General features: G+C 67.1%; 22 protein-coding genes. 19 read left to right on the top strand and 3 right to left on the bottom strand.

Going from position 1 to position 20,874, the window contains the following annotated elements:
• The first annotated feature begins 245 nt into the window (after positions 1-245).
• The 7 genes from ACZ5TL_RS32405 to ACZ5TL_RS32375 all read left to right on the top strand — a co-directional run bounded on the left by ACZ5TL_RS32405 (position 246) and on the right by ACZ5TL_RS32375 (position 6,371).
• Positions 246-1,784 carry an RNA polymerase sigma factor gene (locus ACZ5TL_RS32405; protein ID WP_468594309.1) on the top strand — a complete coding sequence of 513 codons (1,539 nt, stop codon included), beginning with the start codon at positions 246-248 and terminating at the stop codon, positions 1,782-1,784.
• A gap of 115 nt (positions 1,785-1,899) precedes the next feature.
• On the top strand, positions 1,900-2,793 hold the full coding sequence (locus tag ACZ5TL_RS32400) for a tyrosine-type recombinase/integrase (RefSeq protein WP_468594308.1): 894 nt from the start codon (positions 1,900-1,902) through the stop codon (positions 2,791-2,793).
• 283 nt (positions 2,794-3,076) lie between these two features.
• Positions 3,077-3,370, top strand: coding sequence for a hypothetical protein (locus ACZ5TL_RS32395; RefSeq protein ID WP_468594307.1), 294 nt, complete (start codon positions 3,077-3,079; stop codon positions 3,368-3,370).
• Positions 3,345-4,253, top strand: a complete 909-nt coding sequence (locus tag ACZ5TL_RS32390) for a bifunctional DNA primase/polymerase (RefSeq protein ID WP_468594306.1) — start codon at positions 3,345-3,347, stop codon at positions 4,251-4,253. Before ACZ5TL_RS32395 ends, ACZ5TL_RS32390 begins: the two co-directional genes overlap by 26 nt.
• Entirely contained in the window at positions 4,250-5,464 is a 1,215-nt protein-coding gene (locus ACZ5TL_RS32385; RefSeq protein WP_468594305.1) for a DUF3631 domain-containing protein, read from the top strand. Before ACZ5TL_RS32390 ends, ACZ5TL_RS32385 begins: the two co-directional genes overlap by 4 nt.
• 266 nt (positions 5,465-5,730) lie before the next feature.
• The gene (locus tag ACZ5TL_RS32380) at positions 5,731-5,988 is read left to right on the top strand and encodes a hypothetical protein (protein ID WP_468594304.1); all 258 of its coding nucleotides are present in this window, start codon (positions 5,731-5,733) and stop codon (positions 5,986-5,988) included.
• Positions 5,985-6,371: a hypothetical protein gene (locus tag ACZ5TL_RS32375; RefSeq protein ID WP_468594303.1), complete on the top strand. Its 387-nt coding sequence runs from the start codon at positions 5,985-5,987 to the stop codon at positions 6,369-6,371. Before ACZ5TL_RS32380 ends, ACZ5TL_RS32375 begins: the two co-directional genes overlap by 4 nt.
• Here the strand turns inward: ACZ5TL_RS32375 and ACZ5TL_RS32370 are convergent.
• Complete coding sequence (locus tag ACZ5TL_RS32370; protein WP_468594302.1) at positions 6,301-7,707, bottom strand: ISL3 family transposase; 1,407 nt, start codon at positions 7,705-7,707, stop codon at positions 6,301-6,303. The genes ACZ5TL_RS32375 and ACZ5TL_RS32370 overlap by 71 nt on opposite strands.
• A 186-nt stretch (positions 7,708-7,893) precedes the next feature.
• On the opposite strand from ACZ5TL_RS32370, the gene ACZ5TL_RS32365 reads away from it, so the two are divergent.
• The 6 genes from ACZ5TL_RS32365 (at position 7,894) to ACZ5TL_RS32340 (ending at position 12,573) form a co-directional block, all read left to right on the top strand.
• The gene (locus ACZ5TL_RS32365; protein WP_468594301.1) at positions 7,894-8,289 is read left to right on the top strand and encodes a hypothetical protein; all 396 of its coding nucleotides are present in this window, start codon (positions 7,894-7,896) and stop codon (positions 8,287-8,289) included.
• Positions 8,277-8,876 carry a hypothetical protein gene (locus tag ACZ5TL_RS32360; protein WP_468594299.1) on the top strand — a complete coding sequence of 200 codons (600 nt, stop codon included), beginning with the start codon at positions 8,277-8,279 and terminating at the stop codon, positions 8,874-8,876. Before ACZ5TL_RS32365 ends, ACZ5TL_RS32360 begins: the two co-directional genes overlap by 13 nt.
• On the top strand, positions 8,873-9,088 hold the full coding sequence (locus ACZ5TL_RS32355; protein WP_468594297.1) for a hypothetical protein: 216 nt from the start codon (positions 8,873-8,875) through the stop codon (positions 9,086-9,088). Before ACZ5TL_RS32360 ends, ACZ5TL_RS32355 begins: the two co-directional genes overlap by 4 nt.
• A gap of 1,246 nt (positions 9,089-10,334) precedes the next feature.
• Entirely contained in the window at positions 10,335-11,009 is a 675-nt protein-coding gene (locus ACZ5TL_RS32350; protein ID WP_468594295.1) for an HAD family hydrolase, read from the top strand.
• Positions 11,010-11,041: 32 nt separating this feature from the next.
• The gene (locus tag ACZ5TL_RS32345) at positions 11,042-11,863 is read left to right on the top strand and encodes a DUF1932 domain-containing protein (protein ID WP_468594294.1); all 822 of its coding nucleotides are present in this window, start codon (positions 11,042-11,044) and stop codon (positions 11,861-11,863) included.
• A 338-nt stretch (positions 11,864-12,201) separates the two neighbouring features.
• On the top strand, positions 12,202-12,573 hold the full coding sequence (locus ACZ5TL_RS32340; RefSeq protein WP_468594293.1) for a hypothetical protein: 372 nt from the start codon (positions 12,202-12,204) through the stop codon (positions 12,571-12,573).
• A gap of 52 nt (positions 12,574-12,625) precedes the next feature.
• On the opposite strand, the gene ACZ5TL_RS32335 is transcribed toward ACZ5TL_RS32340, so the two are convergent.
• Both ACZ5TL_RS32335 and ACZ5TL_RS32330 read right to left on the bottom strand, forming a co-directional pair.
• Complete coding sequence (locus ACZ5TL_RS32335; protein WP_468594291.1) at positions 12,626-13,186, bottom strand: phosphotransferase-like protein; 561 nt, start codon at positions 13,184-13,186, stop codon at positions 12,626-12,628.
• A complete protein-coding gene (locus ACZ5TL_RS32330) occupies positions 13,183-14,223 on the bottom strand; it encodes an AAA family ATPase (RefSeq protein WP_468594387.1) in 1,041 nt (346 codons plus the stop codon). Before ACZ5TL_RS32330 ends, ACZ5TL_RS32335 begins: the two co-directional genes overlap by 4 nt.
• Before the next feature lie 473 nt (positions 14,224-14,696).
• Between ACZ5TL_RS32330 and ACZ5TL_RS32325 the strand changes: the two genes are divergently transcribed.
• The 6 genes from ACZ5TL_RS32325 to ACZ5TL_RS32300 all read left to right on the top strand — a co-directional run bounded on the left by ACZ5TL_RS32325 (position 14,697) and on the right by ACZ5TL_RS32300 (position 20,864).
• Positions 14,697-15,590, top strand: a complete 894-nt coding sequence (locus ACZ5TL_RS32325) for an aminoglycoside phosphotransferase family protein (protein ID WP_468594289.1) — start codon at positions 14,697-14,699, stop codon at positions 15,588-15,590.
• Positions 15,591-15,667: 77 nt separating this feature from the next.
• Complete coding sequence (locus ACZ5TL_RS32320) at positions 15,668-16,918, top strand: methionine adenosyltransferase (RefSeq protein WP_468594288.1); 1,251 nt, start codon at positions 15,668-15,670, stop codon at positions 16,916-16,918.
• Positions 16,918-17,844 (top strand): aminoglycoside phosphotransferase family protein, encoded by a 927-nt coding sequence (locus ACZ5TL_RS32315; RefSeq protein WP_468594286.1) that lies wholly within the window; start codon positions 16,918-16,920, stop codon positions 17,842-17,844. The genes ACZ5TL_RS32320 and ACZ5TL_RS32315 overlap by 1 nt, the downstream gene beginning before the upstream one ends.
• Positions 17,841-18,557 (top strand): histidine phosphatase family protein, encoded by a 717-nt coding sequence (locus tag ACZ5TL_RS32310; RefSeq protein ID WP_468594284.1) that lies wholly within the window; start codon positions 17,841-17,843, stop codon positions 18,555-18,557. The genes ACZ5TL_RS32315 and ACZ5TL_RS32310 overlap by 4 nt, the downstream gene beginning before the upstream one ends.
• Complete coding sequence (gene serS / locus ACZ5TL_RS32305) at positions 18,550-19,842, top strand: serine--tRNA ligase (RefSeq protein ID WP_468594283.1); 1,293 nt, start codon at positions 18,550-18,552, stop codon at positions 19,840-19,842. The genes ACZ5TL_RS32310 and serS overlap by 8 nt, the downstream gene beginning before the upstream one ends.
• The gene (locus ACZ5TL_RS32300) at positions 19,842-20,864 is read left to right on the top strand and encodes a glycosyltransferase (RefSeq protein ID WP_468594281.1); all 1,023 of its coding nucleotides are present in this window, start codon (positions 19,842-19,844) and stop codon (positions 20,862-20,864) included. The genes serS and ACZ5TL_RS32300 overlap by 1 nt, the downstream gene beginning before the upstream one ends.
• The last annotated feature ends 10 nt before the right edge of the window (positions 20,865-20,874 follow it).

Here is a 20,874-nt window from a genome sequence, read left to right as displayed (position 1 = left end):
CGTCTGATCGCTTTTGTTCGCTTACGGGGTGTGACTCGGGCCACGCAGATTGGGCGTAACGCTCGCGGGAAGAACGCGATGACCTAAGAGGTGACAGCCGCGGAAGGAATACGGACGCCGTTCACGGCGCTGTGCATCTCCCCGGCCCCCGCCCGCGCCGTCGGCCCAATCCCCAAGCCGGCGGTCGGCTCCCGCCCCCGTGGACGGGGCCGGAAGCCGTTTTCCAACGTTCCGAGAGGTTGTTCGTGTCGGCCAGCACATCCCGTACGCTCCCGCCGGAGATCGCCGAGTCCGTCTCTGTCATGGCGCTCATTGAGCGGGGAAAGGCTGAGGGGCAGATCGCCGGCGATGACGTGCGTCGGGCCTTCGAAGCTGACCAGATTCCGGCCACTCAGTGGAAGAACGTACTGCGCAGCCTCAACCAGATCCTCGAGGAAGAGGGTGTGACGCTGATGGTCAGTGCCGCAGAGCCCAAGCGCACCCGAAAGAGCGTCGCAGCGAAGAGTCCCGCCAAGCGCACCGCCACCAAGGCGGTCGCGGCCAAGGCGGTGACCACCCGGAAGGCCACCGCCAGCGCGACGCCGGCCGCCCCCGCCGACGAGCCCGCCGTCGAGGAAGAGGCGCCCGCCAAGAAGGCGGCCGCGAAGAAGACGACCGCCAAGAAGGCGGCCGCGAAGAAGACCGTCGCCAAGAAGACGGCGGCCAAGAAGACCAGCGCCAAGAAGGACGACGCCGAGCTCATCGAGGAGGAGGTGCTCGAGGAGGCAGCCCCCGGCAAGGCCGGCGAGGAGCCCGAGGGCACTGAGAACGCGGGCTTCGTGCTCTCCGACGAGGACGAGGACGACGCGCCTGCTCAGCAGGTCGCCGCCGCTGGAGCCACCGCCGACCCGGTCAAGGACTACCTCAAGCAGATCGGTAAGGTCCCGCTGCTCAACGCCGAGCAGGAGGTCGAGCTCGCCAAGCGCATCGAGGCGGGTCTGTTCGCCGAGGACAAGCTGGCCAACGCCGACAAGCTCGCCCCCAAGCTCAAGCGCGAGCTGGAGATCATCGCCGAGGACGGCCGCCGCGCCAAGAACCACCTCCTGGAGGCCAACCTCCGTCTGGTGGTCTCCCTGGCAAAGCGCTACACCGGCCGCGGCATGCTCTTCCTGGACCTCATCCAGGAAGGCAACCTCGGTCTGATCCGCGCGGTCGAGAAGTTCGACTACACCAAGGGCTACAAGTTCTCCACGTACGCCACCTGGTGGATCCGTCAGGCGATCACCCGCGCCATGGCCGACCAGGCCCGCACCATCCGTATCCCGGTGCACATGGTCGAGGTCATCAACAAGCTCGCGCGCGTCCAGCGCCAGATGCTTCAGGACCTGGGCCGCGAGCCCACTCCGGAGGAGCTGGCCAAGGAGCTCGACATGACCCCCGAGAAGGTCATCGAGGTCCAGAAGTACGGCCGCGAGCCCATCTCGCTGCACACCCCGCTGGGCGAGGACGGCGACAGCGAGTTCGGTGACCTCATCGAGGACTCCGAGGCGGTCGTCCCGGCCGACGCGGTCAGCTTCACGCTCCTCCAGGAGCAGCTGCACTCCGTCCTGGACACCCTGTCCGAGCGCGAGGCGGGCGTCGTCTCCATGCGCTTCGGTCTCACCGACGGTCAGCCCAAGACCCTCGACGAGATCGGCAAGGTGTACGGGGTCACGCGTGAGCGGATCCGCCAGATCGAGTCCAAGACGATGTCGAAGCTGCGCCACCCGTCCCGTTCGCAGGTGCTGCGCGACTACCTCGACTGAGTCAGGCGCCACCGAACGCCCCTGATCTGCACTTATGCGGGCCGGGGGCGTTTCTGTTGCCAAGCTCAGCGCTCCTAGGCCAGATATCAATCCCGCGTTGGCATATGCTTACGATATGGACGAATCGGACATGCGTGCGCTTCTGGACTCCTGGGTGATCCATCTGGCCGCCGAGCGAAAGTCCGCTCAGACCCTGAAAACGTACGGCGATGGCGTCCGTGCCTTCCTGCGGTGGGCCGCGGCGACAGGCACGCCGCCCGCCCTGGACCGCCCTACAGTCAACGCCTTCGTGGCGGCACTCATCGAGGGCGGCGCCGAGTCGTCCACCGCCCGCTCCCGGCAGCTCTCGCTGCGCCGGTTCTCCGCCTGGCTGGCCGACGAGGGTGAGATCGACACCGACCAGTTGCAGAATCTGAAGCCGCCGAAGCTGGACGTGAAGGTCGTCGACGCCCTCAACGACGATCAGCTCCGGGCCCTGTTCAAGGCGTGTGCTGGCCGGGACCTGCGCGACCGCCGCGACGCAGCGATCATTCGCCTCATGGCCGAGACCGGCGTCCGCGCTGGCGAGGTTGTGGACCTGGCCGTCGGTGACGTCAACGTTGCGGCAGGCTCCGCGGTCATCCGCCGCGGCAAGGGCGGCAAAGGGCGCACGGTGTCGTTCGGGCCCCAGACGGGACAGGCCATCGACCGGTACATACGGGTCCGCCGCACCCACCGCCTCGCCGGCTCGCCCACGCTCTGGCTCGGCGACCGCGGAAAGAACTTCTCGTACCAGGGTCTGTACAACGCTCTGAGCTACCGCGCCAGGCAGGCAGAGATCGCGGGTTTCCACCCGCACAAGCTCCGCCACACCGCGGCTACCCGCTGGCTGGCCGCGGGTGGTTCCGAGGGCGGGCTCATGGCGAGGGCGGGATGGAGCCGCAGGGACATGCTCGACAGGTACACCAGGGCGTCATCGGAGCAGCGCGCCGCCGAAGAGGCGCGACGGCTCAACCTCGGCGATCTGTGATACGGGTCATGCGGGCTATGTGTTTGCGCTGTGCTTTCGTGAGGGCATGACCCGAACTACAACGGTCTCCCCGTGGACCGTCCGGACTGAGGTCCGGGAAGCCACCGTGGAGAGCACGGTGCGACCACACGAGGGCCCGTCTGGCCGCCCAGAGAGCGGAACTTTCCGGTAGGCACGACCGGGGCGGGAATCCCGGGAGATCGGTACGAGGCCCGCGCGGGGCCCGAGCGAAGGCATAGTCCCTCTGCCGTTCGCAGGACACTCACATTCGGAGTCCTGCGATATGGCACTCACGCCCGAACAGCGGCGCCTGCGCGCCGAGAGCGGCGCCCACCAGATGTGGGCCAACTGCGACGACCCTGCCGCCCACACCCTTCCCGCACGTCAAGCCTTTATGAGCCGCTTCGAGCGGCAGGTCGACCCGGGCGGAACCCTCGGCCCGGAAGAGCGCGCACGCCGTGCTGAACACGCGCGCAAGGCGTACTTCGCAAGGCTCGCCCTGGCCTCATCCCGGGCCCGCAGAGCAAAGGCCATCGCCCGCCGTGCCAAGGGTGGAGGCGGCGAAGATGCCGCATAACAGCACCGGAGCCGCCACCCCGGGCATGGGCAACGGCTCCGCAACGATCAACAACCTGGCGATGGCTTCAATCGACTCCAGCGTAACGTCGAAGGCTGCCGCCTTGTCCTACGCCGCCGCCGGATACAGGGTGATCTTGGCGCCGCGCGGCCGCAAGCGGCCGTTTGTGAGGGGCTGGCCGGACCGCGCCACGACCGACACCGACACCATCGAGCGGTGGTGGACGCAGCACCCCGGCGCCAATGTCTGCATCGCTACCGGCCAGCCGTCCAACCTTTGGGTACTCGACGTCGACGACAAGAACGGCGCCGGTGGATCGGCCACCCTCGCCGCCCTGGAGCGCCAGTACGGGGATCTCCCAATGACGTACGCCGTAGGTACCGGGAGCGGCGGCGTTCACTACTACTTCGCGTATGACGGCGTCGACTTCCACCTCGGTAACTCGGCTGGCAAGCTTGGCCCCGGTCTCGACATCAGGGCCGAAGGCGGCCAGGTCGTCGCGCCCCCGTCAAGGGTCGACGACCCCGCGCACACCATGGCGTACGTCGTGCTCGATCGCCGGCCGCCTGTCGCCGCTCCTGTGTGGCTGCTCGGTCTGCTGCGGCCCGCCCTGATGAGGCCGGCGGCGCCGCGGAGCAAGGGGCCGACGTCCCCGCCACGAGATGTCGGCGGTGTTCTTAGGTGGCTCGCCAGCGTCCAGCCGGGCGGCCAGGACAACGCCCTGACCTGGGCGGTGTGGAAGCTCCGCGATAAGGGGCTGAGCCCGCAAGAGGCAGGCGACCAGCTGCGACCGGTCGTCTTTGCGTGGTCCTGCTCGGGGACCCCGTGGACCGAACGCGACATCCAGCGCCACCTGCGCTCCGCGTACAAGGGGGCGGCATGACTACACCGGACGCGTTCATGGGCAGTACCGCATCCGACCGGTGCGAGCACGACCAGCTCAAGGGCAAGTGCATGCGCGCGGGGTGCCCGGACGGCCTCGGTACCGCTCCCGCCCCGTCCGAGGAGTACACGGCGCCGGTAGACGGTGCCCAGATCCTGGATGAGCTGCACAACGCCATGTGTGAGTACGTTGTCTTCCCCAGTGACGCCGCATCGGTCGCCGTCACCCTGTGGATCGTGGCCACGCACACGCAGCGGCACAGCTTTCACGCGCCGCGGCTCGCTGTGGTTGCCCCGAAGAAGCGGTGCGGGAAGTCCCGTCTCCTGGACGTGGTGCACGAGGCGTCCCACAAGCCGTTGCTGACGGTCAACGCGACCGTGGCAGCGGTGTTCCGGTCGATCGACGAGCACGACCCGCCGACGCTGTTGGTCGATGAGGCGGACTCCATCTTCGGCACGAAGAAGGCCGCGGAGAACAACGAGGACTTCCGCGGACTACTCAACGCGGGTCATCAGCGCGGGAGGCCCGCGACCCGGTGCTCTGGGCCGAACCACGAGGTGAAGCAGTTCCCGACGTTCGCCATGGCGGCCCTGGCCGGTATCGGCGACTTGCCCGACACGATCATGGACCGCGCCGTCGTCATCAGGATGCGCCGTCGGCACCACGGCGAGCAGGTGAAGCCGTTCCGGGCACGCCGTGACGCACCGCGGTTCAACGCCATCAGGGATGACCTTGCGCGCTGGCTGGGTGCCGCGGACATCGCCGACACCTACCCCGACATGCACCCCCTTGAGGACCGGGCCGCGGACACGTGGGAGCCGCTGTTCCTGGTGGCCGACCTTGCCGGGGGCCGGTGGCCTGACGCCGCTCGGCAGGCCGCAGACGAACTGGAGAAGGCCCACAAGGAGGCGGAGGACGGCGCGGAGAACGCGATCCTCACGGACTGCCGCGACGCCTTCGCCAAGGCCGACAACCCCAACGAGATGAAGACCGAGACGCTGTTGCAGTACCTGAAGCGGGACCCGCACTCGCAGTGGGCGACGTACGGGCGCGACGGGCTCAACCCGCACCAGCTCGGGAAGCTGCTCGCGCCGTACGAGATCCGGCCGAAGCAGATCCGGTTCTCCGACCAGACGAAGGTTCGCGGGTACCTCCGGTCGCAGTTCGAGGACGCCTGGGGTCGCTACTGTCCGTCCCCGAAGGAGGAGTGATGGATCGTTCCGCTCCCGCCCTAGCGAGCCAAGTGGTACAAGCGGGGCACCGCAGGTCAGGGCTCTCTCGTTGTCCCGCTTGTACCACTTACCTGCCTCGAGTGGTACAGCCAAAACTCTCTGACCTGTGGTGTACCGGTTGTCTCGCTTGTCTCGCTAAGGCGGATCGGGGGCGGTCATCTCCAGGTCGTGAGTTACTCTCCGCTACCAATCAGTCCCTACCGGAGGAGAGGAGACCCCGAAGAAGATCAAAGAAGGAATAGATCATGATCAACGACTGCAGCCGTCTCGACGGGATGGCCCTGGGCGACCACCATGCTGAAGCCGCCTTCATGGCCAGCTCCCCTCGTGGCGCTGTACACGCGCTCCTCTCGCTAGACGACTCGCTGCGCGCGCTGGTCGTCCTGCAGGAGCGCCAGGCGACTGCCCTGGAGCGCCTCGCGGACGCCGTGGAACGCACGGCACCCCCGTTGGCTTCGCAGACGCCCCTGCGGGCCATGGGTTGGACGGGGGGTACCGCATGATCGTCCCCCACGGCGTGAACGTCTCCGGCCTGGTCGCACTGAGCGTCGCCAAGCTGCTCAAGTTCGCGATCCGGCATGACCTCCAGTACGCCAGGCTGCTGCTCACGGTCCGACGCGAGGTTGAGGCGGTCATCCGGGAGAGCGACGCCATCGGCGCGCGATGGCTGGGCGATGCTGCGAAAGACGACGTGCCGGCCCGTCGGGCAGTCTCGAACCAGCCCGGCCGGATCGGCACCGCTGAGATAGCGGAACTCCTCGGCATCTCCGAGGTGTGGGCCCGCCAACGGTGCAGCCGGGGCGATTGGGAAGCCGTCAAACACGGCAACCGCTGGACGGCCGACAGGGCGGCTGTCCTCCTCGAAGCGGAGCAGCGGAGGGGCTGATGGAACATAAAGGGGTCTTCAAAGTTGAGCGGTGCGGAGGTGTCCGCGTGCTCGGCGGGTGGTGACGCAGCGTGTCCGTAGCCGTTGGTTGTCGGCATTGCGAAGGCCGAACGCGTTGCGGGCGACGAGCTTGATCACGCGGTTGATGCCTTCGCTCTTGGCGTTGCTGTGCCCGGTGTCGATGAATGCGGTGATCTCGGCCCGCCAGCGGTCCACGGTGACGGCGAGCTGCCGCACCTCGGGGATGTCGGAGTCCGCGCACCACGTGAGGAACTTTCAGCGGGCGTGGCCGACTTGATGGCGGTCGGCGCCGGTTCTCGCCAGGGCGAGGAGGTTGCGCAGGTTCTCCTTGGCGATCCATGCCGTCAGCAGGCTGGCCGATCGTCCCCTCGCCCAGCAGCGTGTTCCACATCGTGGCGAACTGCTCGTCGGTGAGATCCTCGCGGTTGCGCAGAAGGCGCCGCCTGGCTTTCCGTTCCGGGTCACTGGCGCGTCCACGTCGGCCGCGCATCTCGGCGGTGGTGCGGCGCCGGACCATGGACAGCATCTTGTTGGCGAGTTGGACGACGTGGAAGTGGTCGACCACGACGGTGGCCTGCGGGAGACCGAGCCGGACGGCGGCGCGGTAGGTGGCCGACATGTCGATGGCCACGTACTCGATGCTCTTTTTCCAGGTCAGCGGGGTGGCGGCGAGCCAGGCGAGCACATCGGCGACGGTGCGGCCCTCGACCTGGCCGAGCAGGCCGCCGGCGCCGAGCGCGTCGACGAACCCCGTATGCCACCGATCGCGGGTCAGTATCCACTTGCCCGTGGCCGGGTCCTGTTCCCAGCGCGGCCGTCCGCGCCGGGTCTCGTCGATGCCCAGCACCTTCACCTCGGGCAGCGGGGCCTCGGTGACCTCGTGTGCGACGGCGCGGAAGGCGTCCATCACGGTTGGCCAGGACAGACGCAGATCCCGGGCGGCCTGGATGACGGTGGAGGCGGCGTCGCGTATTCGCCGCCCGGCAGCACCGCGCAGTCGCATGGTGATCCGTGCGCCGGCCGGTAGCTGCGGGATCTGCTCGGTGAAGGACCGGCGCGGGCAGCCGGCCTCCCGGCACCACCAGCGGCGCTTGTGCCAGCGGAACTCCAGCCCGCTCTCGCCGTACGGCAGATCGCGGGGCCGGGTAACCGCCGAGCCCTTCACCCTGGTGGCGAACACCCCGCAGGCCGGGCACGCCCGGGCCCTCTCATCGGCCGTGGCCAGGTGGACCCGGCGTGTCCCGTCCGCCAGCCGCTCGACCCGGACGACGGACACCCCGTCGAGGTCGAGCAGCAACGTCGTATCGTTGAGCAAGCCCGTGGCTCCTGCATGATCGTTCTGCCTAGAGAACAGAAATGATCACGCAGGGCCACGGGCACCTTGCGTCCAGGGCCAAGCCGCCCGACCCAACACGGAGCGTGACGCCGTGTCAGCAAGCCGAACCAGCGCACCGCTCAACTTCGAAGACCCACATAAAGGGTTCACTCCCGTTGTCCGGGTGTGAAAGGCGCTGGGCGGGTAGGCATCGTCGTCGCGACGCTGAACGAGATCGACAAGGACGGGGACGTCATGCTGCCGGGGTTCTTCGGCACACAGACTGTTCAAGTCGTCCCAGCGCACGACTGGTCGCACGTGCCCCTCGGGAAGGCCACGGTGCGCGAGGCCGGGAACGAGGCCATCGTCGATCTCCAGTTCAACCTCAAGATCCCGGCGGCCGTGGATTGGTACGAAGCGATCAAGCGCGACTTCCTGAACACCCCTTCGATCCAGGAGTACTCGTACGGGTTCACCATCCGTGCTCTGGCGGCTCCCGGCCCGGCGAATTCGAAGGCAAGCGGGTCCGGTTCGTCCAGACCCTCAAGAACGGCCTTCCCGGGGCCGTCGTGGTCGAGGTAAGTCCGGTCCTCATGGGGGCGGCGGTAGGAACTCGGACGCTCGCCGTGAAGCAGGGGCGGCGGTCGCCTATCGCCCACCTCACGCGCGCGGAGTTGAAGCGGATCCATGACGGCCTGGTGCGCGACGAGCTGGAGCGAATCGCGGAGCGGAACCGGGACTGCATGTTCCGGGAGGAAGTCGAGTCTCTCCACGAGGAAATGGTCCGGGACCAGGGCATCCTCTACAGCCGTCACGGGGACCGTGCCGTGCCGCAGGAAACAAAGTCGGCCGCCTACGCCGCCGTTCGGACGTACGCACCACAGTTCGGGCTGGACGCCGACAAGATCGAGATCAAGTTCTTCTCAGTCGAGAACGACGAGGGTGCGTGGGTGCCCGGCGAATTCGTCGACTTCCACTCGCTCGTTCCCCTCCTCGGCCGCTGCCGCCCGAAGGGCGAGCCCAACGTGATTTGGCTTCATGCTGCTCTCGGATCGGATGAGGCCTGGGCGGTGGCGGCTCATGAGATCCGGCATCTCGCAGGCGGCTCCGAAGAGGAGGCCCGCACGTACGAAGACGCCGCACGGCTGGAAAGGATGGGATGGGTATGAGCGAGTACGGCAGTGAAACCGAAGCCAAGCAGGGCGAACTCCTGCACGACGCCCTCGAAATCGGGGACTTGGCGCGCGACACGTATCCCAACCAGGCGTACACGCTGAAGACCCGCATCCTCTGCCTCGACATTGAGGAAAGCCAGTGCCTCATCGACGCCATCAACCGCGCCAAGGGCATCGCCGTCAGCAAGAGCAAGGAAGGCAAGTAATAATGCGGACTTCAGCTAGGAACAAGGCAGTTGGTCAGGCCAGCGGTCAGGGGTAACTGCCCTCGGTGCGGCCAGGAGCGGACCGCGTCTGGATGCCGGGTCGTCAGGGCCGGAAGCTACTGTAAGGCGCCGGGTCTCTATGAGTGGGCGGAGGGTTTCATCGTCTACCCTGAGCCGGACCCGGTAGGCAAGGCCGAACAGAAGGTCCTCGAGAAGTACGCGGGTCAGATCGCTCGGGCCGAGAAGGCCGTTGATGAGGCCCTGGCCGTCTTCACCAAGGCCCAGTCTGCGCACTTCGAGTCGCTCCTAGAGTGCGCGCGTCGGGGTGTCGAAACTGACACGGTCCTGATGATGCCCGGGAGGTCTGTGCGCCTTCGGTCCACGCCCGTCGAGAAGACCCAGGCCGCTGAGGTTGAGGTGCAGGCCAAGGAAAGCCCTGGCCGAGGCGGAGTCCAAGCTGATCACCGCCCGGCGGAAGCTCCAGCGGCTGGAGTGCCGCCGCGAATCGGCGATTCGTGTCGCCCGTGACGCCGATCGCAGAGTCTGAGGTGAGATCGGTCAGCGTGACATGGCTGTCAGGCCGACTGTTACCACCAATCACATGATGCCGCTCCATCACCTGCTATTGATATCCGTTCTGTCCTTGTATTTCCATCGTCTTCATCACACACAGCGAAAGGAAAGCGAGCAAGAACTTCGAGTCGGTTTGTTGTCGCCGTTCGAATCAAAAGTATCGACGACCTGCAAGATCAGACCGAACTCATGGGTCCGGAGCAGTACGCGGCACGCTCCGTCGCGTCCGCCCACGCCGCGGCCGAGCAAACGAGTAGGCAAGACTGGCCCGCGGCCTTGAGGGATCCATCGCCACACTAAGGACTCCCTTGCCTGACCCATCCATGTGAGAGTCCAAGGGGCCAGTCTTATTCAACGAATGAGGGAACTGCGAGGGATCCCTTCGCCCCATCGCATCAACGCGCGCGGGTAAAAGGGTGCCCAGGTAGGGGGGGTGGGGTATCGCAGGCCTGACTCACACCTGATTGACCCCGCACACTCATTCGTTTCCCTCTCTATTAAAGAAATCCCACACGGGCGACAGCCAGCCCGTACGCGAGCGGCAGTCCTTACGGGCTTCGGCAGGAGACCGAGACCTCGCCTGGGCTCCGGCAAGAGGGCCCTCGCAACCGCACCAGTGCCTGCAAGCCGGGGCGCGTCACAGAGTTGACCCTCGCGCACTAAGGTGCGGGATGTGCAGCGCCTCCTGGTTCTCTTCGACCTCGACAACACGCTCGTGGATCGGCGGGGAACGCTCGCCGACTGGGCCGCCGAGTTCACCGCCCGGTACAGCCTGGACGACGAGGAGCAGGCGTACGTCTTGGGCATGGTGGCCGAGCGGGCCTATCCGTCCACCTTCGATGCGATCCGCACCCGGTACCGGCTGCCCACGCCGACTGACGAATTGTGGCGCGCGTACTGCACCGACATCGCGGCCTGGGTGTCGTGCCCGGCTGAGGTCCTCGACGGCTTGGACGACCTGCGTGCGGCCGGCTGGCGAGTGGGCGTGGCCACCAACGGTGCGGCCGACATCCAGCGCGCCAAGCTCTGGGCCACCGGTATCTCCGAGCGCTTGGACGGCGTCTTCGTCTCCGAGGATGCCGACGCGCGCAAACCCCAGCCCCGGCACTTCGCCCTGGCCGCGGCCCGCTGCGGCGCTGTGCTGGGCGACGGCGGCTGGATGGTCGGCGACAACCCGGTCAACGACATCGGGGGCGGACGCGCCGCGGGGCTGAAGACCATTTGGATCGGCAACGGCCGCTCCTGGCCGCCGGACGATCCTCGGCCGGACCACACGGTGCCGCATGCACGCGCGGCCATAGACATGCTGCTTCTGCACTCTGCTGATCACTGGAAGGCTACGGCATGACGAATACGGTTGGACTGCTGCACCCTGGCAGCATGGGATCCCCCTTCGGCGCCCAGCTGCGTGCCCGCGGTCACATCGTGCTGTGGTGTCCTGACGGACGCAGCGCCACAACCCACCGCCGGGCCGAGTGCGCGGGCCTCGAACCCGAGGCGCTGCCCGAGCTCGTCTCCCGCTCCGACGTGCTGCTCTCCCTGTGCCCTCCCGCCGCCGCGGAGGAGACTGCCGCCCAGGTAGCCGAGCTCGGCATGGCCGGCGCGGACACGATCTATGTTGAAGCGAACGCCGTCGCGCCGTCGCGCGTGGTGAATATCGCCGGCTGCCTGACCCCGATGCCGGTCATCGATGCCGCGGTGGTTGGATCGCCTCCCGTGGGCGGCAAGTCCCCGACGCTCTATCTGTCCGGTCCCGGCAAGCAGGCCGACCGGGTCGTCGAACTCTTCGCGGGCACGGATGTGCAGACCCACGTCCTGGGCGACACCATCGGCAAAGCCTCCGCACTCAAGCTCGCGTACTCGAGCTACCAGAAGGTCTCCCGCGTGCTGGCCGCCGTGGCGTACGGGGCGGCCGAATCGTACGGTGTCGCGGACGAGCTGCTGGTGATCGCAGCCAAGCGCACCCGCAGCTACCTCGTGGAAACCGACTACATCCCCAAGGCCGCTGCCCGTGCCTGGCGTTGGGGCCCAGAGCTTGAGGACGCGGCGGCTCTCCTCGCCGACGCCGGGCTGCCGGACTCCCTTGTGCATGCCGCCGCCACGACGCTCGCCCGGTGGGACGGCAACAGGGACGAGCGGCTGGGTATCGCCGAGGCGCTGGGAGCCCTGCAAGCTGAGCGGGACCTGGACAACCAAAGTTGAGCGTCCGTTCCCTATAAACGTAGATCGCATGTATGTTGTGCACTGATTAATATGAATATGACTGTTACGTGAAGGTTCGCAGCTGGAATCGGGGACGCGGGGCCGTGGCGGAGGTTGTGCACATCGCTCTGGATGGTGACGCAGTCGCGATGTGCAACGCACTGATGGAGCGTCGAGCTCCGCGGGCGGAGGAGCCCGAGCAGGCGACCTGCCAGGAGTGCATCGACACGTATATCGAGGGCTGGGCGGCAGCGCAGGAGAGCTTGCCTGCGGGGGTTCCGCCCATGCCCCCGTAGTCGCCGTCATCCCGCCGCCCCACAGCCGTTCGGTACGTGGGGATGGGCGCTGCTGCGGCACTGGCCGTGGCAGGGATCGTCTACTGGGCCGTCTCCGACGACGGCGGCGGTGGGAACAGCAACATCGCCGTCACGGTGGTTGATTGCTCGCAGACGCAGCTCTACTCGCCCAAGGACGGCGGGCCGATGCTGCCTGCCAGGGTTGCGCAGATCCAGTTTACGAATGACGCCAACGACACGGAGAGCTTCGCGGCCCAAGTCGACGGCGTGACTCTGCAGGGCCAAGACGGCAACCCGGCGCGATTCACCATCGCGCCCCACGACTCAAAGGTCATCAGCTTCCCGATGAACCCCACCAAGTACGGCAACAGCGAGGGAGCCTGCTATGCGCTGAATGTGCGGGCAGCCCAGTAGCCCTGCTGCGGTCAACCCCTCAGCTGCCCCAGGTGACCGAGTGCCAACACCGTCAGGAGCGAGGTGACGTGGTGCGGACGATGTCGTCGATCCTCTGTGCGGCTTCACGGGGCGCCGTCGCGTCCGTGTCCACGCGCAGCTCCCATTGCGCCCGCGGATGAGCCGCAAGATCGGCTTGGGTGGCGTCCCACGCGGCCAGTCGGGCTGCTGTGTCGGTGTCGCCCCGCTGCGGTGAGCGTCGGGCGGTTGTCTCCTTGGAGCACCACAGTAGAACGCGCACCCAGCGCGCCGGGTAGAGGGCGGTCACCTGCTCCATCCCCACCATCTGGCCGAGGTGGACGACGGGGGTCCTGCTGCCTTCCATGGCCTGGTCGAGGCCGGGCCGGTCGACGACGTAAATGTTGCCGTACCGATCGTTGCGGTAGATGACATCGCCGCGTGCCTCTAGGCCGGCCAGCTGCTCCGGCGTGCCCATCCGGTAGCCCTCGGTTTTCCCGCTCCCGATCTTCAGGCGGGTGAACGGCGCGTACCGCGCATCGAGTTCCGTGAGCGCCGCCGTGATCGTGTCCTTGCCTGCCGCCGGCGGCCCGTACAGCAGGATGCCCTGTCTCACTGGAACACCGTCCCGAAGACCTGGCGCACCTGATCCGTGAGCGAGATTGCGGAGCCAAGCCGGTTGTCGACAACCATGTGCGGCACCACTGGCCGCAGCTCCAGATCGATCCCGGAGGCGTACGTGACCCAGTTCTGGAGTTTCCAGCTGTCCCGGGCGGCGGACCGGAAGCTGATGTACTCGTGCATCGTGTCGAGGTCGCACTGAATCCAGACGACTGCCACGGTGACGCCACGCGCTTCGCAGCGGTTGATCAGGCGCCGCATCCACCGAGGATCGGTGGCCTCGGCGATGAAGGGCGCGCTGAGTACGGTGCTGATCGCGCAGTCGACGTTCGCGTACGCGGTCTCCAGCAGGCACTGGTACTCCAGCGGGCGGACCTTCTCCCGGTAGAGGTCGGTGTGCCGGTCATTCGGCTCGCTGCCCATCTCTACGAGGAGGCGTTCAACGAGGGGGCGCGTGATCGGGTCCTTGTCGAGGACGGGCCAGCCAGTAAGCTGAGATATGAAGCGGGCGAACTCCGATTTCCCACTGCCCGCATAGCCGCCGACCATCATCAGCGTCGGCTTGTTGGGGTCGCCGCCGGTGTGCCGGCGCTTCCAGGCATCCAGGATTCGCTGCTGTACGCCCCGCCCGTCAGTGTCTTCCGTACCGGGCGCGAGCTGGAGCAACGCGCGCTCCACAGCCAGCACGTGGGCGCCGCTGTGCGATTCGCTCGACTCTGTGAACTTGAGCTTCCTGGCCTCGTCGGGCAGGGCGCTACGGAAGCCCAGCTCCGGCTCAGTCGCGCGGTACAGCAGGCAGTACGCGCGACGGTAGTGCGGTCCGGGATAGACCTCACCCTGCTCGTGCTGCCAGAGCGTCTGAAAGTTCGCGGCTGGCACCGTGAGCCCCGCAGCTCGGGCCACCTCGCGCAGCTGCTCACCCGCACCTTCGAGCGTCAGGCCGTGGGCTTCGCGTTGCTGCCTCAACTTGTCAGGGCGCCACCCCGGGCGACTCTTACCCACCGCGCTTACCGCCTGCCCATCCCTGGTCATGATCCGGAGCCTAAGTCTGCCTGTCATGAACCCGTGTGTAAGCCGATGTTGAAAAGTCAGACCAACCGGCCATGAGCTGCTGATGAGCAGCTTCGGCAACAACTTGTGATACTCCGCATACCCCCGAGCCGCTGTCATGGTCACACCGACGCGGTCATCCCAAGTACCCGCCTCGGTCACCACTATTCGTCCGAGATCGGAGAGGGCTCCGCGGTGGCTGTTGATGTTGCTGTCCTGCTGCTCCTCGGCATCGTGATCGTCTTCTTGCGCCGCGGAGGTGGGCTCAAGGCGGGTCACGCCGTGGTGTGCGCGGTTTTCGGTCTCTATCTCGCCGGGACCCACAACGTCGGCCCATTCGTGAAGGACGTCACGGCGTCGGTCGCGAACCTGCTGTCGGGGCTGAGGCTGTGAGCTCGTCGATAACTCCGCACTCGTCCAGCTCTTGGAACGACTCCACGGAAAGGAGGCAACCTGTGCTCGATGGCGACGTGACGGTACGTGAGGCCGAGACCTTGTACGGTCCGTTCGACCGTGCGTCTGTCAAGCCGTACGCCATGATGCAGCGGGCAGTCGACGGCGGTTCTCTACTCAAGGTCTACGCGGGGGTTGATCCCGAGGGCCGGCGGCACCGTGAGGCGGATGCGGTTCGGCGTGCGGCTCACTGGGGTCTTTCGGTGCCGGAAGTCCTGGCCACAGGCAGGTGTGACGCTGGATCTTGGTCGGTGTTCCGCATGCTGCCGGGCGTGTCATGTGGCGTGAGCACGGACCGGGCGATCGAGGAGTACATCGATCACGTCCTTGGACTGACGGGCAGGCTGCATCGATCTTCGCCCGATCTCGCACCCGGCTCCGGCTGGAGTGGTGAACGAGGGAGCCGTGCGACGCAGTACCAATTCCTGCTCGACCAGCTCTCCCCTCGCTGCCGGGAACGGCCGTGGTGGGCAGCGCTGGCCGAGGCCCTCCAACCGCTTGAATCCCATCCCGTCGTCTACCTCCACGGTGATCTCAAGCCCGAGCACCTCATGGTCGACGACCACCAGCTGAGCGTCGTTGACTGGGAGGCCAGTGCCCGCGGGCCTGCCGTCGTCGACTACGCCGACGTGGTGTTCCACCTCGTACGTGACTTGTTGTACACGGGCATGAAAACCGGCCGTGTCCCGATCGATCTCATGAATCGACTGCCGTTCAGCGGTCCTGTTCTGGCTTGGCGCCTATTGCTCTGGCTTGATCGCCGTCGCCCTCAGGACATCGACCTCATCCCGGCGCTCGATGTCCACCGGCTTGCCGCCGAGGACCACGCTCCAGCCGCCTACGCGTCGCTGGCTCGGGCTGTCTCGGCCATGCGCGCCGCCGGCGTCCCGCACTGAATCTTCGCCCCTGCTCGCCCACGCGGGTCGGCGCCTGCACTCATCCACCTTTCGCCCACACCAAACGGGAGTTCGTCATGCCTCGTACCAGCACGACCATTGGCAAGAGTCACCTCGTCATCGACACCGCCATGGCCAGACCGGACGCGACCACCATCGTCGAACGGAAGGGCCTCGGTCATCCGGACACCCTGGCCGACCACCTCGCCGAGCGGCTTTCCCGCGCCTACAGCCACCACACTGTCGAGCGCTTCGGCGCCGTGCTGCACCACAACTTCGACAAGCTCGCCCTCCTCGGAGGCGCGAGCGAGGTGAGGTATGGCGCCGGCCGGATGACCGCCCCGGTCAGGGTGCTCGTCAACGGCCGTGCAGCACCCATGTGCGGCGGGCAGCGAATTCCCGTCGAGGAGATTGTGGAGGCCGAGGTGCGGGCGTTCTTCGACGAGCGGCTCCCCGAGGTCTCCGACCATCTCGACATCGTCTTCAACATCACCAGCAATTCGAGCCCGGGTGCCGTTCTGACGGGTGACGAGGTGCCCGACCGGACGCGTTGGTTCAGCCCGCGGTCGATCGAGGACCTGCGAGAGCGACGGGTACGGCTGTCCAACGACACGTCATTGGGAACCGGTTGGGCACCGGAGAACACCTTCGAGGCGTTCGTGCGCGAGCTGGTGAACCACTTCTCTGGGGACAGCGAGTTCACCCGCACCCACGCCTGGTGCGGATCGGACGTCAAGCTCATGGGCTACTGGGACGGGGAGCAGGCCGACGTCGTACTCTGCGTCCCGCAGAAGTCGCGGTTCGTCGCCAGCCGGGCCGAGTACGTGCGGAACACGGAGAGCGTGCTCGCCGAGTGCCACAGACTGGCCGCGCTCCGGCTGCCAGGTGCGGAGACGCGGTTCCGGCTCAATGCGCGTGACGTCCCGGAGAAGGACGAGCTGTACCTCACCTACACCGGCAGCTCGATCGAGTCCGGAGACGAAGGCGTCGTCGGCCGCGGCAACCGGGTCAACGGGCTCATCACGCCACTGCGGCCGATGAACCTGGAGGGCGCCAACGGCAAGAATCCCGTGTATCACGTGGGCAAGCTCTACAACATCGCCGCGCGACGGCTCGCCGAGCGACTGCACGAGGCGACCGGGGAGCACGCCGAGGTCCACCTGGTGAGCGCTACCGGCCAGCGCCTCGACCAGCCGTGGCGCGTCCTTGTCCGTCTGTCGTCTCCAGACGCCGAGGTAGACAAGGTCCTGGCGCTGGTAGAGGAAGCGTTGGGAGAGTTCCCCGCCCTCACCGACGAGTTGATCTCCGACGGGATCGTGCTGAGCTGATGGTGAAGCGGATGCTTGGAGAGGTCTCCACGGAGTGCCGGGAGCGCCTGATCACCCACTACGGCCGCGAGATCTCCGGGTGGCTCGACATCGTGCCCGCTCTGCTGGACCAGGCGGCTGATCGCTGGAAGCTCACGCTCGGCGCTTACCACGACGCCGGACATGCTTCCGTGGTCGCCACGGCCGGCACCCTCGACGGGCGTCCGCTGCTCCTCAAGGTGTGGGCTGATCCAAGCCGATTCCGCAACGAGGTGACCGCCCTGCGCCTTTGGGCGGGCGGTCCCGCGGCGGACGTTGTCGAGGTGGCGGACGATCTCGCCACGGCGGCCCTGGAGATGATCGGCGGCCAGCCAGGCGGCGGCGAACGGCCGTCAAGGGAGCTGCAGACAGTTGCTGCCGCCCTCCACGGCCTCCACACCTTCGGCCGTCGCCGTAGCCAACCGCGTGACCTCACACAACTGGCCACATACCTAGACCAAGAAATACGCCCGCGGGTGCGGCGCAGACTGGAAGCGGTCGAGCTGGGCCCATGGCACGACCTCGTCAACGCGATCCTCCCTGACGTCCTGGCCTTAGAGGAGGACCACGGCCGTGCGACGGTCCTGCACACGGACCTCTACCGCGAGAACGTGCTCTTCGACTGGCTGGGGCACCCGCGGTTCATCGATCCCCTTCCGATGGTGGGCGATGCTGCCTTCGACTGGGCCTTCTGGAGCGTGTACTACGACCTCGGGCACGGCACGGACGCTCGCCTGGCCACAGCTGCCCGGGTTACCCGTATCCCCGTCCCCGTGCTCGCGCCGTGGTGCCGAGCCCTGGCAGTGGACGGTCTCCTCTACTACATCGAAACCGCTGATCCACGCGCACCACGGATGGCCGACGTCCTCACGCGGTTGTCGGCGCCGACCCCAGGGAACCGACCATGACGACTTACGTCCTTCGCCACGGACCAACCGACTACAGCCGGCGCTACCTGGTCAACGGCGACCCGGCCAAACCCATCCACCTGAATGATGACGGCCGGCGGGCGCTGACCAGGGGGTGGAACAGCTTGCCTCTCCATAGCGTGAGTACGTGGGTGGCCAGCGATTTCCCCCGCGCCCAGCAGACCGCGAACCTGTTGATGGGAGTTCCTGGACCGGAACTGATCATCGACCCGCGGCTGAACGAACTCGACTACGGGAAATTCGAAGGAGGTCCGTTCCTCGAATACGCCGCCTGGCTCGATGGGCACGGCGCCGACGAGCGACCGCCCGGCAGCACCGAGTCGCAGAGCGAGGGAATCCGCAGGATGCTCACGGGGGTCCTCGCTGCTCTGGACCACCCAGGCCCTCGCGTCCTCGTGGCTCACGGACTGCTGGTCTCCCTACTCCTGTGGCACCGCGCACGGACTCCGGACCCGGTCATGCCCCTGTTCTTCTCCGAGGCTCCGTACGTCGAGCCCATCGCAATCCCTGACGAGGAGCTGCCGGGACTCATCGGGACACTGATGAGCGATCTTGAAGTCGACGCTGAAGGCCGTGTCGCCGACAACAGCGGCGGGAGGATATTCCGGAACAGGGACGGCTCGGCGGTTGCTACCGTCGACTCCGCATCCCCATCCCACTCGCAGGATCAGAAGGATCTTCCTCATGCATGATGCCCGCGCCCTGATCGACATGGGTGCCGAAGCGGTTCGTCGGCTCGCTCGTCGCGGTTACACCCTGGACCTGTCCGAGCTGGAGTCCCTCCACTCTCGGCGCAACCAGAACATCCGCTCGGCCGACGAGCTGCGGGCAGAGTCCAAGCGAGTGGCGAGCGAGGTCCAACAGGCGGCCAGGCAGGGCGGTGACATCACCAAGCTCAAGGAGCGCGCCCGCGAACTGAAGGACCAGATCCGCGAGATCGAGGCCGGCCAGGAGCAGATCGAGGCCCAGCTTCGCGACCTGCTCCTCAGCATCCCGAACCTGCCGGACGACTCGGCCCCCGACGGCGACTCCGAGGAGTTCGCCGTCGAGATCCGGCGCGTCGGCACGCCCCCCGCGTTCCCGTTCGAACCGAAGGATCACGTCGATCTCGGCGAGGCCACCGGCATCCTCGACTTCGGCAGGGCCACGAAGCTGTCCGGCCCGCGCTTCGCGGTCTCTCGCGGTGCCGGTGCCGCCCTGGAGCGCGCCCTGGCCACGCTCTTCCTCGACCTCCACACCCGCCGGCACGGCTACGTCGAATACACGGTCCCCTACCTGGTCAGCCGCAAGACCATGACCGGCACCGGCCAGCTCCCGAAGTTCGAGGAAGACCTGTTCAAAACCGGCGTCGCCGACCGCGAACTGTTCCTCATCCCGACGGCAGAGGTCCCGCTGACCAACCTCTATGCCGACGAGATCATCCCCCCGGCGGAACTGCCGCTCGCACTCACCGCGCACACCCCGTGCTTCCGGTCCGAGGCCGGCTCGTACGGCCGCGACACCCGCGGCCTGATCCGCCAGCATCAGTTCGCCAAGGTCGAGATCGTCCGCATCGTCGACCCGGCCGACGCCGACGCCGAGCTGGAGAAGATGATCGGACACGCCGAGGCGTGCCTGAAGGAACTCGGCCTCGCCTACCGCGTCATCAAGCTGGCCGCCGGCGACACCGGCTTCTCCGCCCAGCTCACCTACGACATCGAAGTCTGGATCCCGAGCCAGAACACGTACCGCGAGATCTCCTCGGTCTCCAACTTCGGCACTTTCCAGGCCCGCCGGGCGAACATCCGGACCCGCGGCGAGGACGGCAAGCCCAAGCTCGTCGCCACGCTCAACGGCTCCGGCCTGCCCATGGGCCGCACTCTGGCTGCTCTCCTTGAGCAGTGCCAGCAGCAGGACGGTTCCATCCTCCTGCCCGAATCCCTCGTCCCGTACCTCGGCTTCCGCCGTATCTCGGCGGACGGAACACCGGAGGCATAGTGCTCGTCGGCGTCTGCGACTTCCCTGGTAGCTACGCCTTTCCACCCGCCGGCTACGGCGGAATCGAACGATGGCTGTGGGCGGTCGCCACAGGCGCCCGAGCCGCAGGCGCCGACGTACACCTCCTCGGGCCGGGCTGGCTCACGGACCTGGAGCACGACTGGGTCCGCAAGCCGGTCCGTTTGGAGGACATCACTCCCGGAACACTCGCCGAGCGCGAGCTGCGCGCCAGCGGGTACGACTTCCTGGTCGTGGGCCACGAATACCCATCGCTTCCGGCCTGGACCCGCACATGGAGCGGGCTGGACTGCGATGTCGCCACGTTCCAGCACTCGCCGGTCTTCCAACACGCCGACACCGCCTTCGACGGCCGGCGGTCGCGGCTCTACTGCTACTCGCCCGAGATGATCGAGCGCTACGCCGACCACCGACCGATTCCCGAGCTCGCCGTTCACCTCGGCCTCCAGGAGGAGGAGCTTCCAGCCACCGCCGGTACCGACCTCGTCTGGCTCGGCCGGATCGACAAGGAGAAGGCCCCGCACATCGCGGTGCGGGCGGCACAGATCCTTGGCCGCCGGATCCGAATCGTCGGTCCGGTCTTCGACAAGGAGTACGTGCGCCGCCAAGAGGACCTTCTCGGGGCCCAGCATGTGGAGTGGGTGGGGGAACTCGGCGGCACCGCCAAGACGGCCGCGATCGCCGAGGCGTCTGTGTTCGTCTATACGTACGCCCGTGCGTACGTGGAGGCCGGTGCAGCCGTCTTCGGTGAATCCCTCCGCGCTGGCACTCCCATGGCCGCCCTCACCTGGCGGGAAGGGACATGCGCCCAAGCGGCCCTGTGCCACGAGACCGGCGCGGTCACCGTCGTCGACCCGCGGGAAGACGATGAGACGGCGGCGCGGAGACTCGCCGACTCGATCCAGCAGGCGGAACACCTCGACCACCGCCGGGTCCAGGCTGTCGGGATCCAGCGCTTCGACCCGGTCCGCCACTTCCAGATGATGGCGACCCGGCCGTGCTAACCCGCACGGT

The sequence above is a fragment of the Streptomyces sp. NPDC033136 genome (assembly GCF_055578235.1).
This window is presented reverse-complemented; position numbering and strand designations above follow the sequence as displayed.

Coding starts and splice junctions, on each gene's coding strand:
- serS (WP_468594283.1), top strand. CDS start 18,550: ATGCATGATGCCCGCGCCCTGATCGACATGGGTGCCGAAGCGGTTCGT.
- ACZ5TL_RS32345 (WP_468594294.1), top strand. CDS start 11,042: ATGGGATCCCCCTTCGGCGCCCAGCTGCGTGCCCGCGGTCACATCGTG.
- ACZ5TL_RS32395 (WP_468594307.1), top strand. CDS start 3,077: ATGGCACTCACGCCCGAACAGCGGCGCCTGCGCGCCGAGAGCGGCGCC.
- ACZ5TL_RS32320 (WP_468594288.1), top strand. CDS start 15,668: ATGCCTCGTACCAGCACGACCATTGGCAAGAGTCACCTCGTCATCGAC.
- ACZ5TL_RS32380 (WP_468594304.1), top strand. CDS start 5,731: ATGATCAACGACTGCAGCCGTCTCGACGGGATGGCCCTGGGCGACCAC.
- ACZ5TL_RS32355 (WP_468594297.1), top strand. CDS start 8,873: ATGAGCGAGTACGGCAGTGAAACCGAAGCCAAGCAGGGCGAACTCCTG.
- ACZ5TL_RS32315 (WP_468594286.1), top strand. CDS start 16,918: ATGGTGAAGCGGATGCTTGGAGAGGTCTCCACGGAGTGCCGGGAGCGC.
- ACZ5TL_RS32385 (WP_468594305.1), top strand. CDS start 4,250: ATGACTACACCGGACGCGTTCATGGGCAGTACCGCATCCGACCGGTGC.
- ACZ5TL_RS32375 (WP_468594303.1), top strand. CDS start 5,985: ATGATCGTCCCCCACGGCGTGAACGTCTCCGGCCTGGTCGCACTGAGC.
- ACZ5TL_RS32400 (WP_468594308.1), top strand. CDS start 1,900: ATGGACGAATCGGACATGCGTGCGCTTCTGGACTCCTGGGTGATCCAT.
- ACZ5TL_RS32330 (WP_468594387.1), bottom strand. CDS start 14,223: ATGACCAGGGATGGGCAGGCGGTAAGCGCGGTGGGTAAGAGTCGCCCG.
- ACZ5TL_RS32340 (WP_468594293.1), top strand. CDS start 12,202: ATGGGCGCTGCTGCGGCACTGGCCGTGGCAGGGATCGTCTACTGGGCC.
- ACZ5TL_RS32310 (WP_468594284.1), top strand. CDS start 17,841: ATGACGACTTACGTCCTTCGCCACGGACCAACCGACTACAGCCGGCGC.